The following is a 13,021-nucleotide window of genomic DNA, read 5'->3' as shown; positions in this document are numbered from 1 at the left end:
CCTCTCCCTCTGGACGCCCGGAGGCTGGCGGCCCTCGCCAGCAACCCGGGGTGCAGACGGCGCGCCCTACTGGACGGCGCGGGAGTGGACAAGGCCGCGCTGGCGCACGCGCTGGGCGCACCGTCGGGCTTCGGCCAGTCGCAGTTCGCCTTCATCCGGGGGCACGCCTTCGAGTCGCGGGTGAAGAAGGACGGCGGCGAGGAACTGCTCCGCCTCGTCCACCGCCATCTCGACCCGGCGGCCGAGCCGCCCACGGCCGCGACGGTCCGCGTCCCCGACCTCACGGCAGGCGGCCCCGAGGGCCGCGCGGCCCGCACGGCCCTGGTGCTCAAGGAGTCGAGGACGGCATCCGGCGCCGAGGAAGCAGACGAGGAGCCGGACAAGGACGCGGTCGACGGCTCCCAGCCCGGCGCGGACCGGGGCGACGGCTCGGTACCGGGCGAGGACCGTGGCGACGGCTCCGTACCCAGCGCCGGCCAGGGCGACGGCTCCGTACCCGGCGCGGACCGGGGCAGCGACGCCGTACCCGGTGCGGACCCAAGCGACGGCTCCCTGCCCGGCGAGCCCGGCCCCCCGCCCGCCTGGACGCTGCTCGACCACCCCATGCTCACCCTCGATGTCGCCGGCACGCCCGCGTTCCTGGAGCCCGACGCCCTCGTGGTGCACCCGGACGGGAGCTGGAGCGTCGTCGAGATCAAGTCGTTCCCGATGATCGACGGTTCGGCGGAGCCGGAGAAGGTGGGCGCGGCGGCCCGGCAGGCGGCGGTGTACGTGCTGGCCCTGGAGCGCCTCGCCCAGCGGCTGCACCCGGTGCCCCGGGTCCGGCACCGCGTGCTGCTGGTCTGCCCGAAGGACTTCTCCAACCTGCCGACGGCCGCCCCGGTCGACGTCCGCAAGCAGCTCGCGGTCACCCGGCGGCAGCTCGCCCGGCTCACCCGCGTCGAGGACATCGCGGCGACCCTGCCCGAGGACGCGAGCTTCGACGTCTCCCTCCCGCCGAACGAGCTGTACTCCTCCGTCGAGTCGGTGCCCTCGGCGTACGCGCCCGAGTGCCTGTCCACGTGCGAGATGGCCTTCCACTGCCGCTCCCGGGCGCGCGCCGAGAGCGCGGTGACGACGCTGGGCCGCTCGGTGCGCGGCGATCTCGGCGGCCTCAGCACCGTCGAGGCGGTCCTCGCGGCGGCCCGCGGGGAGTCCGGCGACCCGGCCGATCCCGCGGTGTCGGCCCTGCGCCGCGCCGCCGCGCTCAGGGCCGAGGCGCTGGAGGCCGGCGCATGTCGCTGATCGCGGACCTGGCCCGTCTTGAGGCGATGGCGAGCGGCCGGGCCCAGCCGCTCGCCACCGTGCGGCACCGCCATGTCTCGGGCCGTCCCCTGGTGTTCGTGCCGCTCACCACCGCGGGCGAGGCGGGCGCCCCGCTCGGCGCGCTGGTCGGCACCGAGCGCACCTCCCCGCGGCTGCTCGTGGTGCCCCAGCCCCGCGACCGCGACCTGCGCTTCGCCTTCCTCGCGGAGCTCGCCGAGATCGTCCTGCCGTACCTCGACTCCTTCGCGGACGCGGTGGAGCTGGTCGAGCGGAACGAGACCGACCCGGAGACCGGCAAGCGCGTCAAGACGGAGGCGGAGCTGTGCGCCGACGCCCCGCAGATCGTCGTGCCGAACCGCGCGGGCGTCTCCTTCGTACGGCTGCTGGGCCGCTCCATGCGCTTTCGGCGCACCGCGGAGACCGATCCCGAGTCGCCGTATCCGGCGCCGCCCGCGGTGCCGCTGCTCGGCCGGTGGCTGACGCACTTCGGCGAGCGGGCGCGGGTGCCCGGCTCGGCGCTGCTGCTGGCCATGACGGACGTGCTCGCCCGGCACTGGGCGACGGGCCAGTCCAGCCTGGAGGACCAGCACCTGGGCGCGCTGCTGGCCTGGCTGGAGGCGCCGCCGGGCACCTCGGGTGCCGAGGCGGCGCACCGCGCGGAGCTGGGCAGGGACCACGAGGGCCAGTTGCTCTGCCCGCCCGCGGGCCCCGCCACCGACCCGGCGTTCGACAACAGGCTGCTCGCCCCGGCCGTCGAGCGCTACGACCGGGCGCGCACCGCGCTGTCCGCCGCGGAGGACGGCCTCGCGGCGGACGAGCGGCTGGGCGGGGTCACCGCGGCCGAGTACGCGATCCGGGCCCTCGTCGACAGCCGCACCCGCCCCACCTGGGACGCCGTCTGGCGCGGCCTCGACCTGCTGTGCAGGCTGCCGGAGGGAGCGCACGTCGCGGACCGCTGGACGCGCGACCGCTGGTCGTTCACGAGCCACCGGGACCGCGTACTGGCGGGTGAACCCCCGCAGCCGCGCCGCGACGACGCCGTGACCGCGGCGAACAAGCTGGCCGCCCGCGAGCGCGAGCAGGGCCGCCTGGACGCCCAGGAGGCGCTGGACGACCCGCTGGTGATGGCCGGCCGGCGGCTGTCCGGCGAGGCCTTCGCGGGCGAGGTGACGGACGTCGTCATGACCCACAGCGAGGGCAAGCGGCCCAGCCCGCGCCCGCTGGTGACCGTCCGCACGGACGACCGCCCCCGGCTCACCGTCCCCGGCAAGGTCCACCGCTCCCTGGCCGGCCGGCCGCAGACGGCGGAGGTCGTGGAGGTCGCCGGCGAGGGCGCGGAAGGCGCCGGCCTGGTGGACGGCGCGGACCGGATGGCGGGAGCCGCCGGCGCCGGGGATGCCGAACGCTCCGGGACCGCCGGTCCCGACGGCCCCGACGGCCAGGCGGGCGCCGAGGCGGTGCCGGTCGGCGACGGGCTCGTCGTCGTCCTGCGCATCACCGACAAGATGGGACGCGGCCGGGAGCCCGAGCCGGGCACCGTGCCGGAGAAGGGCGACCGCGTCCTGTTCACGCTCTTCGAGCACGACCAGCGCGGCGGCCCCAAGCTGCCCGACCCGGAGGAGACCCCGTGGACGCACGGCGGCCCGCCGGGCGAGGCCGCGGAGCAACCGGACCCGGTCACCCCGGAGGACATCCTGTGACACTGCCCGAGCCCTCCCCCGCGCCGCCCGCGCTCGCCGCCGGCCCCGCGCCCGGCGGCACGCCCGCGGCGGCCGGCGGCCCACACACAGGCGGTTCGCACACCGGCGCCGCGCACACCGGCGCCCCGTCCGCCGTCGCCGACCCGCTCGGGAACCCCGCGGATGCCTCCCCCGGCAGCCCGGCGGACACCGCCGCGGCCCCCGGCGTCCTCGCGGCCCGCGCTACGCAGGCGATCCTGCACGACACCCTGCACGGCACCGCGCGCGGCGTGGTCGTCGACTCCCCGCCGGGCGCCGGCAAGTCCACGCTGGTGGTGCGCGCCGCGCTGGAACTGGCCGCGGCGGGCCACCCGCTGATGGTGGTGGCGCAGACGAACGCCCAGGTCGACGACCTGGTGCTGCGGATCGCCGAGAAGGCCCCCGACCTGCCGGTGGGCCGGCTGCACAGCAGTGACGCCGACGCCTACGACAAGGCGCTCGACGACCTCCCCCAGGTGCGCACCGCCGCGAAGGCGGCCGACCTCGCCGGGCTCGACGTCGTCCTGTCGACGGCCGCGAAGTGGGCGCACGTCAAGGGCGTCGAGCAGTGGGGGCACGCGATCGTGGACGAGGCGTACCAGATGCGCTCGGACGGGCTGCTGGCCGTGGCGGGCCTCTTCGAGCGGGCGCTGTTCGTGGGCGACCCGGGCCAGCTCGACCCGTTCGCGATCGTCGGCTCCGACCAGTGGGCCGGGCTGTCCTACGACCCGTCGGCGAGCGCCGTGTCGACACTGCTCGCGCACAACCCCGGCCTGCCGCAGCACCGCCTGCCGGTGTCGTGGCGCCTGCCGGCGTCCGCGGCGCCGCTGGTCTCGGCGGCCTTCTACCCGTACACGCCGTTCCGCAGCGGCACCGGGCACGGAGAGCGTGCGCTGCGCTTCGCCGTGGCGTCGGACGGCTCCGGCGCGGACCGCGTGATCGACGAGGCCGCGGCGTCGGGCTGGGGCCTGCTGGAACTCCCCGCCCGGCACACCCCCCGCACGGACCCCGAGGCGGTGCACGCGGTCGCCCAGGTGGTCCGCCGGCTGCTGGAGCGCGGCGGAACGGCACGTTCCGAACGGGCGCCGGACCCGCTGCCGCTGACCGCGGACCGCATCGCCGTGGGCACCGCGCACCGCGACCAGGCGGCGGCCGTGCGGTCGGCGCTCGCCGCGCTCGGCATCACGGACGTCGTCGCGGACACGGCCAACCGCCTGCAAGGCCGCGAGTACGACGTCACGGTGGTCCTGCACCCGCTCTCCGGCCGCCCGGACGCCACGGCGTTCCACCTGGAGACGGGCCGCCTGTGCGTGCTGGCCTCGCGCCACCGGCACGCCTGCGTCGTGGTGTGCCGGGCGGGCGTCGCGGAGCTGCTGGACGACCACCCGTCCATGGAACCGGTGCAGCTCGGCGTCACCATCAAGTTCCCGGACGGCTGGGAGGCGAACCACGCGGTGCTGTCGCACCTGGCGGAACACCGGGTGGCGGCGCGCTAGGGTCTGCCGCCCCTTCGTGCCGGACGGAGCGGCCCCACCGGGTCAGCAACCATGCCGGGATCCTGTCCCCTGCCCCAAGGTCAAGGTCAAGGGCGTGGCCCGTGTGCGACGGGGCACGGCCCGGCAACAGCACCCGCCGGCCCTACGTCGTGTAATCCGCGTTGACGCGGACGTACTCCGCGGACAGGTCGCAGCCGTAGACCATCGCCGCGGCAGGCCCCAGGCCGAGGGTGACGGTGATGTCCACGCTGCCGTCCTCGGGGGGCCGCATGGCGTCGGCGAGCCGGGCGAGGGTGTCAGGGCCCGGCTCCCGCGGGTACACCTCGACGTCTCCGAACCCGACGGTGACGAGGCCGGGGCGGATGGCGGCGTCGTCCGGGTGCTCGGTGTTCTTGCCGACGGCCATGACGACCCTGCCCCAGTTGGGGTCGGCGCCGTGCACCGCGGTCTTGACCAGCGGGGAGTTCAGCACGCTCTTGGCGATCCGCCGCGCCTGGGCCGGGTTCAGGGCTCCGCCGACGGTGACGCGGAGCAGCTTGGTGGCGCCCTCTCCGTCCCGGGCGAGTTGCCGGGTGAGGTCCAGGCAGAGATCGGCGAGCGCCGCCGCTAACTCGGGGGTGTCCACGGGTCCGGCCGCGCCGTTCGCGATGACGGCGACCGTGTCGGAGGTGGAGGTGTCGGTGTCCACGCTGAGGCAGTGGAAGCTGGTGTCGACGGCCGCACGGAGCGCCGCGTCCAGGGCGTCGGCCGGCACGGCGGCGTCGGTGAGGACGTAGGCCAGCATCGTGGCCATGTTCGGCTCCAGCATGCCGACGCCCTTGGCGACACCGACGAGGCGGGCCCGGCCGACGGTGCGCACGGCGGTCTTCGGGCGCGTGTCGGTGGTCATCATCGCGCGCGCCACGTCCGGCGGAGCCGCCCCGAACGCCGCGGTGCCCAGGGCGGCGGCCTCGTCGAAGTGGGCCCGGATGTCGGCCATCGGCAGGGGGCGGCCGATGACGCCGGTGCTGCCGATCAGCACCTCACCCTGGGGCACGCCGGTGAGCGCGGCGACCCGTCCGACGACCTCGGCGGCGTGCTCGGCGCCCTGCCGCCCGGTGGCGACGTTGGCGTTCTGCGCGAGGGTCACCACGGCGCGCATCGCCCGCCCCGCGGCGTTCGCCCTGCTCAACACCACGGCGGGCCCGGCGAAGTGGCTCTTGGTGAACATCGCCGCGCTGGTCGACGGCCGGTCCGAGACGACGACCGAGATGTCGTCCCCGCGCTCCCTGAGCCCGCCGTGCCCGGTGTGGGCCCGGAACTCGCGGGGCCACTCGGGCGGTTCCGGCCCCTCGTCCACACTCACGGATTCATAGCCATGCATCATGCGGAATATCTTTGCGACGCCGGGGATCACGTGTCCAGGGGTTTCCGGGGCGGCATGTACCCCGGGGCGTTGGCGGCCGGCCAGGGCCTGGGTGATCTTTATGCCGGTTCAGGAATATCCCGGAGTCGGCGTGGACGGAGAAAGCTGCTGTCCGTAGCGTCGTCCGCGAGAGCCCCGACCGGGGCCGAAGAGAAGGGTGACGGCATGGCGCGCGACGGACTCACGCGGCTCCGGCAGGGTCAACGGACCCGATTGCGATGACGACGACTGCCCGAATGTCTACCGCACGGCAAGCGGCTCCATCGTGGTACAGGGCAACGCATCCGACGCCTTCGCCCCGCCCGAAGGGGAGGCCCTGGTGGAGATTCCGGAAGCTGTACTCAGGGAGGCAGTGCGTGCTCTTGGATGGTGAGGAGTGGCGGAAGATCTTCGACGCGTACGAACACCACGCATGGCGCTTCGAGGCACAACCCACGTACACCATGCCCAACGAAGCGGAGAACGTCGCCCGCTTCCTTCAGGGGGACCCGAAGCCCGCGAACCACAACGCGCGATGGCATGAACGCGTGCGGGGCTATGTGGCATCGGGGCGCACCATCGGTCGGGTGAGGGTTGTTCGCCGGCCGTTGACGGACTACCAACGGTACCAATTCACTTGGGGAATTCCGGACAACATAGCGGCGGGAGAGGACATTCGCGTTCTGGATGTCACCGGGAACGACCATGGGCTTCCCCTTTCGGGAACCGATTGGTGGATGTTCGACGAAGCGCGGGTGGTGCACCTGAACTACCGTCCGGACGGAACACAGATCAACCGGGAGCTGATCGCCACCGACCTCGCCCCGTACCTGGAGTGGCAGCGCATCGCCCTGGCACACTCAGTGCCGTTTACAGAGTACGTGAAAGCCTTCGAGTGACATTTGAGCCCGAGCAGATGGGCCGGTCAAGGAACGACCTGGCACAGAAACTCCGAGAGTTGCGGACGCGAGCCGGTCTGACCGGAGACCGGCTCGCTCGCCGCTGCAATATGTCTCAAAGCCAGATCAGTAGGTTCGAGACCGGCAGGAAGACGCCGAGCCTCGTGGACGTCGAGCGCATCCTCCGGGCGCTCGACGCCACTGCGGACACGGTTACGGAGATCACAACCCTCGCGCGGATCGCCAATACGGAATGGCAGGGGAAGCGTTCCTCTTGGCGTCGGGGGATGGAGAAGCGGCAGACTGAACTGGCCGCGCTGGAGGCCGAGTCCGCAGAGTTCCGGTACTTCCTGCCCGCCATGATTACCGGGCTGTTGGCCACCCCCGCATACATGCTGGCCGGTCTTGCCCATACCCCAGGTGACCCCGCGAGGACCATCGCACGCAAACTGGAGCAGCAAACGGTCCTGCACGACAGGGCGAAGCATTTTACGTTCCTGCTCACCGAACAGGCGGCAAGGTGGGCGATCATTCCGCCCTCGGGCATGATCACGCAGATCGACCGGCTGATATCACTGTCCCGTCTGCCGAACCTCCGTATCGGCGTCATTCCGACCGGGACGGTCCTGCCACGTGGTCCCATGAACACGTTCACGATCTATGACGATCGGCTGGCGACAGTGGAGAACTTCACCGGCCGCATGGTCTTCCGGGACGCACGCGACGTCTCCGAACATCTCGCCGTTTTCTCCCTGTTCGAGCAGCATGCTCACTTCGATGATGACGCAAGGGTCCTGCTCCGGCTCTGGGCGGACAACTACCGCTGATGAACTTTAGTCCGCAACGCGAATAATCCTCGCCTCCGCCTGCCTCCCGGTGAATCATTGGTCGTGTCATAAAGCCAGGGAGGAATGATGGCGGCGGATGCACGGATGCCGAAAGAATATTGTCTTACCGAACGGCCCCCGGAACCGAAAGCGGTGCCGGGGTGCGGTGCGTGCCTCGGGATCTGTGCGCGGCGGCAGAACGCCCGCTCCAGAGGTGACTACAGCGCCGTTTCTGACACGAACGTGGCACTCAAGCGGCATCAGGACCAGGCCCACGCCTGAGACCGGGAACCACGCCCCCCGCGCACTCAGCACCGAGCTGCCCGGGGCGCCCGGCCCCTCCCATGGACTCCCGCCCGAACGGGCGGCGGCGGCCGGCCGTGGCCGCGATCAGTTGAGCAGGAAGGCGCAGTGATGCTGAACGGAACCGACCTGTACGCGCTCGACATCAACGGGGCCTCGTTCGTCAAGGCGTGCGGCGGCCCCTGCACCGAAGGGTGCGTGACCCTCGCCCGGATCGGCGACGACGCCTGGGCCCTGGGTGACAGCAAGCGGCCGGACACCGAACCGCTGCGGTTCACCACGGAGGAGCTGGACGCCGCCGGGATCGACCCGGCGCGCTTCGGCCTCCACGTCTGATCCTCCCCCCCACCGCCGGCCGGGCCTGGTCCACCGTGCCCGGCCGGCACCTCTCGAACGGGAACGACTCGTGCACCACCACGGCTATCTCTGGACCGGTCCGAAAAACCGCTTCGACAACGAGGCCCTACGCCGGCCCCCGCATCCCGAGCCGCCCCCGGCGGGAGCCAAGCCCGAGCTGATCCAGCGCTACCGCGAGGTGGCCGAGGAGTTCCCGACCCCCGACCTGCCGCCCCTGGAGACGGCCTACTGGCTCATCAAGCCCCGTTCCCTCGTCCGCGCCACCTCGGACGACGCGAAGCAAGCGGCGTCATGGCTCCATGAGCGGCTGGCCGAGTACGCCCCCCGGTTCGCGTCGGAGAGGGACCGGGACACGTCCCGTCTGGCCCGGTTGGCGAGCGCTGCCGCCGAACGGCTGCACTCCTGCGCCGATGTGTCGTACGGCTTCTACCTCGAACGCCCCACGTACCTGTCCCTGGCCATGGTGACCTGCTCCCCGAACCACTCCCAGCCCGAACTGCCCTGCCCGGTCGCGTAGCCGCGTCACCCGAGACCACCCTTGATGTGTCCGCTCAGGTCGCCGGCGTACTGCACCGTCATACCGTGCGTGGACCACCACCAGGTATCCCCGGACCGTTCGAACGAGCCGTCGAACTGAGCGTGGGCCAGCAGGTTCGGCGGCTGTCCCGGAAGGTCCTGCCAGATGGTGACGTAGCAGTTGAAGACCGCCTCGTCCGGAGAGTCGGTGGGGCGGACACTCAGATTCGAGATCTCGTGCCTGGTGTAGCTGTGCCCGTCGTAGAGCACGATGCGCTCGTCCAGCCAGTCACGAACCGGCTGTGATCCGGGCTCCGACACCATGAACCAGCGGCCCCGCTCGAACAGCGCCGCAAACCCCTCGAAGTCCGCGGTGTCGATCGTTTCGCAGTACCGGTGCAGAGTCAGCCTGATCTGCTGCTCCACCTCGTAGCCCACTGGCACTGGCATCGTCCGTCTCCCTTGTCGGCTTGTCGGTGGCGTGCGGAACCCGTCCCGACCGACAGGCGGCCAACGTACGGACACACCCGTTCCGGAAAGCAAATTGCACCGTAAGGCTACAACCTCGTCCGGCTCCGATTGCTCACCGCAGGTGCAACTCCGCCCACACCGTCTTGCCGGGCGCGCTCTCACGCGGTGCGACCCCCCAGCGGGTCGCCAGCAAGCTCACGATGAGCAGGCCCCGCCCCGCTTCGGCGTCGCCCGGCGGCTCCTGGGAGGAGAGCGGTGGCACGCGTTCGGTGCGGGTGTCGGTGACGTCGACCCGGAGGACCGGGCCCACCCCGGTCAGCCGAACGTGGAAGTCCCGGCCCGGCACGTGCCCGTGCCGCACGGCGTTGGCGGCCAGCTCCGCAGTGATCAGCGTCAACGTCTCGTTGGCACGACTGTCGTAGGGGTGGCCCCAGGAATCGAGCCGGTGCGAGACGAGACGGCGGGCGAGCCGCGCGCCACGCCGCGACGACGTGAACCGCATCGCGAACTCACGGAGGGCGGAGTGGTCGGTGGTGCCCACCGGTGCGGGGGAATTCTCGCTGTTCATGTGGTTCACGCTTCCGCGCCGGATCTAACGTGGCGAGACACGGCGCGCACACGGCCAGTTGCTGTGTGTGGTCCTGTGCGCGTGTAAGCGGGGCGGTGCGTGACGACCCGGCGCGGGGGCGCGTTGGGCGGTGGAGGTGGTGCGGGGATGAGCGAAGCGAATGAGGCGGCGGACGCCGCGGATGTGCCGGATGGGGCGGAGCCGGAGGCCAACTCGGGGCTGCTGCGGGTCTTCGGACGGCAGTTGAAACGGTGCCGGCTGCGGGCGGGCCTGGAACGGCCCGAGTTCGGGCGGATGGTCGGCTACTCGGTGTCGACGATCGCCGCGTTCGAGCAGGGGCGGCGGATTCCGCCGCCGCGGTTCATCGACCAGGCGGACGAGATCCTTGACGCGGGCGGCGTCCTGCTGGAGATGAAGGAGGAGGTTGCGCGGGCGCAGTACCCGCCGTTCTTCCAGGATGCGGCGCAGTTGGAGTCGAAGGCGGTTGAGCTACATGTGTACGCGACACAGGCAGTGCCCGGGTTGTTACAGACAGAGGAGTATGGACGGGCGGTCTTCCGGATGTGGCGGCCCCTTCTGGAAGAGGAAATCATCGGACAGCGCCTCGCGGCCCGTCTGGAGAGGCAGGCGATCTTCACTCGGCAACCCCTTCCACACCTGAGTTTTGTCATCGAGGAGGCCGTGCTACACCGCCGGATCGGTGGCGAACACGTCTGGCGAGGGCAATTGGAGCAGGTCATCCTGGTCGGGCAAGCGCGTAACGTTGACATTCAGGTGATGCCGATGCGGCAAGGTGAACATGCAGGCCTTGCGGGTCCCTTCACCCTGATGGAAACGAAGGACGGGCGCCGGATCGCCTACACCGAGGTACAGAGTGACAGTCGGCTGCACACCGAGCGCACCAGGGTGAGGGAGCTGGAAGCCACTTACGGGACGCTACGGGCGCAGGCGCTCACTCCGCACGAGTCGTTGGCCCTGATTGAGAAACTGCTGGGAGAGGGATGAACGTCAAGCGTTCCAGGTACAAGAGCAGCGAACTGTCCTGGTTCACAAGTAGTTACAGCGCAGGAGACGGCGGGCAGTGCGTCGAGGTCGCGTTGGAGTGGCACAAGTCCAGCCACAGCGCCGGTGACGGGGGCGAATGCGTCGAGATAGCCACCTGCCCCCACGCCATCCACATTCGGGACTCCAAGGAGATAACCCGGCCCGGCCTGACGGTGAACGCCGCCGCCTGGACCGAGTTCGTCGACTTCACCACGCGATAGCCGTTACGGACGACTGAGTGGTGGGTGTCGGGCGGCCGCCCGACACCCACCGCACGTTTGGCCGATAGTGCCCCCTGGGAACCGGAACGAGGTCACCCCAGGAGGAGAGGACACGCGGTCTTGACTTCCTCTCCCGCCTAAAGGACTTCGTTGGGAAATCTGCAGACGGGGGCGTATCGGTCTGGTCATGCGGCGAGGGCGAGTCGGGCGAGGTGGGAGGTGTGGGTTCCTCCTGGCTGGAGGCCGGTGGTCCAGGCGTCGAGGCGGATGAGGTTGATGGCGGCGGCCGAGAGGAGGTTCGCGAGATGGGTCTTGGGCTGGCCGTGGTAGGGCGTGCGCCGGAGGCGGGTGCGGCGGGCGGCCTGGGAGATTGTGCCTTCGACGCCGGCGCGGATGTCGTAGCGGGCCTTCCATTCCTCGGTCCGCTGCTCGGCCCGCTGCTGGGCCAGGACTTCCTGCTGGTCACGGGGCAGGAGTGTCAGGCTCCGGCCGTACTTCCCGTTCGTGGCCTTGGTGCAGCGGGACCGCAGCGGACAAGGATCGCAGTCCTCGCGCGTGAAGTGGACCCGGGTGATGGGGGTGCCGCTGGGTTTGCGCTGGTCGGACCATGTGACGCTGACCGCTCCTACGGGGCAGGTGACCTGCTTCGCGTCCCAGTCCACGTGGAAGGCGGCCTGGGTCAGGTCCGGGCTCTGGTCGCCGTCACCGCGCTTGGTGTGGTGGGTATCGGCGCCGACCGGGCCGAGCAGGGTGATGTTGTGGTCGTCGCGGGCTGTCAGGATGTGGGCCGCGGTGACGTAGCCGGCGTCCACGATGTGCTCGTCCGGCAGCAACTGGCGCTTACCCAGGTGCTGATGGATGACCTGAGTCATCTCGGCGTCATCGACGTTCGCGCTGGTCGTCTCCACATTGGTGATCACGTGAAGCGCATCGGGTTCGCAGGTCTCGGTCAGGTGCGTCTTGAACCCGGTCCAGCCCGAGCCGCGCTTGACGCCGTAACGCGCGTCGGGGTCGTAGGGGGAGGCCAGGCGCTTTCTGCCCGGCGGGAGGTCCTTGCCCTCCCGCCAGCACACCTCCTGTCCGTCCCGGTGATATTGCTGCTCCCAGGCATGGCGAAGGGTCTTTACTGCCGGGACCTCCCGCAGCCAGGGCAGGCCGGTGGAATGACCGACGGCCTCCAGGATGGTGAAGCCGTCCCTGCCGACCTGCTCGGCCCACTCCTGGCGGACGTTCTCGCCTTTCGGGAACCGGTAGCTGTCGATCTTGGCTCCGTAGCGTTCCGCCCAGGACGCATCGATCAACGGGGCGAGCCAGTCTGGTACTGCTGCGGCCAGGGCTTCCAAAGCCGCCCGCAGGGTCTCGCCGACGAACTCCATCCGGTTCAGCGACCTCACCGAGGCCAGCACATGCGTGGAGTCGGTGCGCTGGCGCCCGCCCGCGCGCAACAGCCCAGCCTGCGACAGGCGCTCCAGCACCGTGTCCAGGAGCTGTTCCTCAAGGCCATGGGCGAGCAGACGGGAGCGGAAGTCTCCCAGGACGGTGAAGTCGAACCCCGGATCATCCAGATGGAGGCCGAGCAGGAACTTCCAGTCCATCCTCGCCCTGACCTGGTCGGCTGCCTGCCGGTCCGACAAGCCCTCGGCGTATTGCAACACCGACACCAGCGCCAGCGCGCCGGGCGACACTGCCGGGCGGCCACGCCGGGGGAACGCCGCCGCGAAGGCCTCATCCTCGAACACCGGCCCCAGCACCTCCCGAACCCGAACGGCCAGCGTTCCCTTCGGGAACGCCGCCCGCACCACCCTCGCGGTCAACTCCGGCACCCCGCCCACCGCCCGCGGCTCCAACGACACCAGCCCCACCCTCCTGCAAGCACTGCAACAGGAAGATCAACGACTCCACCCCGCCCGAA

At 71.1% G+C, this 13,021-nt stretch carries 13 protein-coding genes and 1 pseudogene; 10 read left to right on the top strand and 4 right to left on the bottom strand.

Annotation, left to right across the window (positions count from 1 at the left end):
* The first annotated feature begins 69 nt into the window (after window positions 1–69).
* The 3 genes from Sm713_RS40375 to Sm713_RS14000 all read left to right on the top strand — a co-directional run bounded on the left by Sm713_RS40375 (window position 70) and on the right by Sm713_RS14000 (window position 4,519).
* Window positions 70–1,284 (top strand): hypothetical protein, encoded by a 1,215-nt coding sequence (locus Sm713_RS40375; RefSeq protein WP_374196045.1) that lies wholly within the window; start codon window positions 70–72, stop codon window positions 1,282–1,284.
* On the top strand, window positions 1,275–3,005 hold the full coding sequence (locus tag Sm713_RS14005; RefSeq protein ID WP_212909957.1) for a hypothetical protein: 1,731 nt from the start codon (window positions 1,275–1,277) through the stop codon (window positions 3,003–3,005). The genes Sm713_RS40375 and Sm713_RS14005 overlap by 10 nt, the downstream gene beginning before the upstream one ends.
* 233 nt (window positions 3,006–3,238) lie before the next feature.
* On the top strand, window positions 3,239–4,519 hold the full coding sequence (locus tag Sm713_RS14000; RefSeq protein ID WP_212911992.1) for an AAA domain-containing protein: 1,281 nt from the start codon (window positions 3,239–3,241) through the stop codon (window positions 4,517–4,519).
* A gap of 142 nt (window positions 4,520–4,661) precedes the next feature.
* On the opposite strand, the gene argJ is transcribed toward Sm713_RS14000, so the two are convergent.
* The gene (gene argJ / locus Sm713_RS13995; RefSeq protein WP_212909956.1) at window positions 4,662–5,885 is read right to left on the bottom strand and encodes a bifunctional glutamate N-acetyltransferase/amino-acid acetyltransferase ArgJ; all 1,224 of its coding nucleotides are present in this window, start codon (window positions 5,883–5,885) and stop codon (window positions 4,662–4,664) included.
* A gap of 204 nt (window positions 5,886–6,089) precedes the next feature.
* On the opposite strand from argJ, the pseudogene Sm713_RS41655 reads away from it, so the two are divergent.
* The 5 genes and pseudogenes from Sm713_RS41655 to Sm713_RS13975 all read left to right on the top strand — a co-directional run bounded on the left by Sm713_RS41655 (window position 6,090) and on the right by Sm713_RS13975 (window position 8,806).
* Window positions 6,090–6,297: pseudogene (locus tag Sm713_RS41655) on the top strand (hypothetical protein).
* Window positions 6,281–6,802 carry a DUF6879 family protein gene (locus tag Sm713_RS13990; RefSeq protein WP_212909955.1) on the top strand — a complete coding sequence of 174 codons (522 nt, stop codon included), beginning with the start codon at window positions 6,281–6,283 and terminating at the stop codon, window positions 6,800–6,802. The pseudogene Sm713_RS41655 and the gene Sm713_RS13990 overlap by 17 nt, the downstream one beginning before the upstream one ends.
* Window positions 6,799–7,629 carry a helix-turn-helix transcriptional regulator gene (locus Sm713_RS13985; protein ID WP_212909954.1) on the top strand — a complete coding sequence of 277 codons (831 nt, stop codon included), beginning with the start codon at window positions 6,799–6,801 and terminating at the stop codon, window positions 7,627–7,629. Before Sm713_RS13990 ends, Sm713_RS13985 begins: the two co-directional genes overlap by 4 nt.
* Before the next feature lie 414 nt (window positions 7,630–8,043).
* A complete protein-coding gene (locus Sm713_RS13980) occupies window positions 8,044–8,268 on the top strand; it encodes a DUF397 domain-containing protein (protein WP_212909953.1) in 225 nt (74 codons plus the stop codon).
* A gap of 70 nt (window positions 8,269–8,338) precedes the next feature.
* Window positions 8,339–8,806 carry a hypothetical protein gene (locus Sm713_RS13975; RefSeq protein WP_212909952.1) on the top strand — a complete coding sequence of 156 codons (468 nt, stop codon included), beginning with the start codon at window positions 8,339–8,341 and terminating at the stop codon, window positions 8,804–8,806.
* A 5-nt stretch (window positions 8,807–8,811) separates the two neighbouring features.
* Here the strand turns inward: Sm713_RS13975 and Sm713_RS13970 are convergent, their stop codons facing one another.
* Window positions 8,812–9,255 carry a nuclear transport factor 2 family protein gene (locus Sm713_RS13970; protein WP_212909951.1) on the bottom strand — a complete coding sequence of 148 codons (444 nt, stop codon included), beginning with the start codon at window positions 9,253–9,255 and terminating at the stop codon, window positions 8,812–8,814.
* 133 nt (window positions 9,256–9,388) lie between these two features.
* Complete coding sequence (locus Sm713_RS13965; RefSeq protein WP_212909950.1) at window positions 9,389–9,844, bottom strand: ATP-binding protein; 456 nt, start codon at window positions 9,842–9,844, stop codon at window positions 9,389–9,391.
* Window positions 9,845–9,991: 147 nt separating this feature from the next.
* Here Sm713_RS13965 and Sm713_RS13960 point away from each other — a divergent pair, with 147 nt between their 5' ends.
* Together Sm713_RS13960 and Sm713_RS13955 are read left to right on the top strand one after the other, a co-directional pair.
* Window positions 9,992–10,849: a helix-turn-helix transcriptional regulator gene (locus Sm713_RS13960; protein ID WP_212909949.1), complete on the top strand. Its 858-nt coding sequence runs from the start codon at window positions 9,992–9,994 to the stop codon at window positions 10,847–10,849.
* Window positions 10,846–11,109, top strand: coding sequence for a DUF397 domain-containing protein (locus Sm713_RS13955; RefSeq protein WP_212909948.1), 264 nt, complete (start codon window positions 10,846–10,848; stop codon window positions 11,107–11,109). Before Sm713_RS13960 ends, Sm713_RS13955 begins: the two co-directional genes overlap by 4 nt.
* A 185-nt stretch (window positions 11,110–11,294) precedes the next feature.
* On the opposite strand, the gene Sm713_RS13950 is transcribed toward Sm713_RS13955, so the two are convergent.
* Window positions 11,295–12,911 carry an IS1182 family transposase gene (locus Sm713_RS13950; RefSeq protein ID WP_283249806.1) on the bottom strand — a complete coding sequence of 539 codons (1,617 nt, stop codon included), beginning with the start codon at window positions 12,909–12,911 and terminating at the stop codon, window positions 11,295–11,297.
* Window positions 12,912–13,021 lie beyond the last annotated feature (110 nt).

This window comes from Streptomyces sp. TS71-3 (assembly GCF_018327685.1).
Classification (GTDB): Bacteria; Actinomycetota; Actinomycetes; order Streptomycetales; family Streptomycetaceae; genus Streptomyces.
Note: the sequence above shows the minus strand (reverse complement) of the source record. Positions and strands in the feature narration are given on the sequence as shown.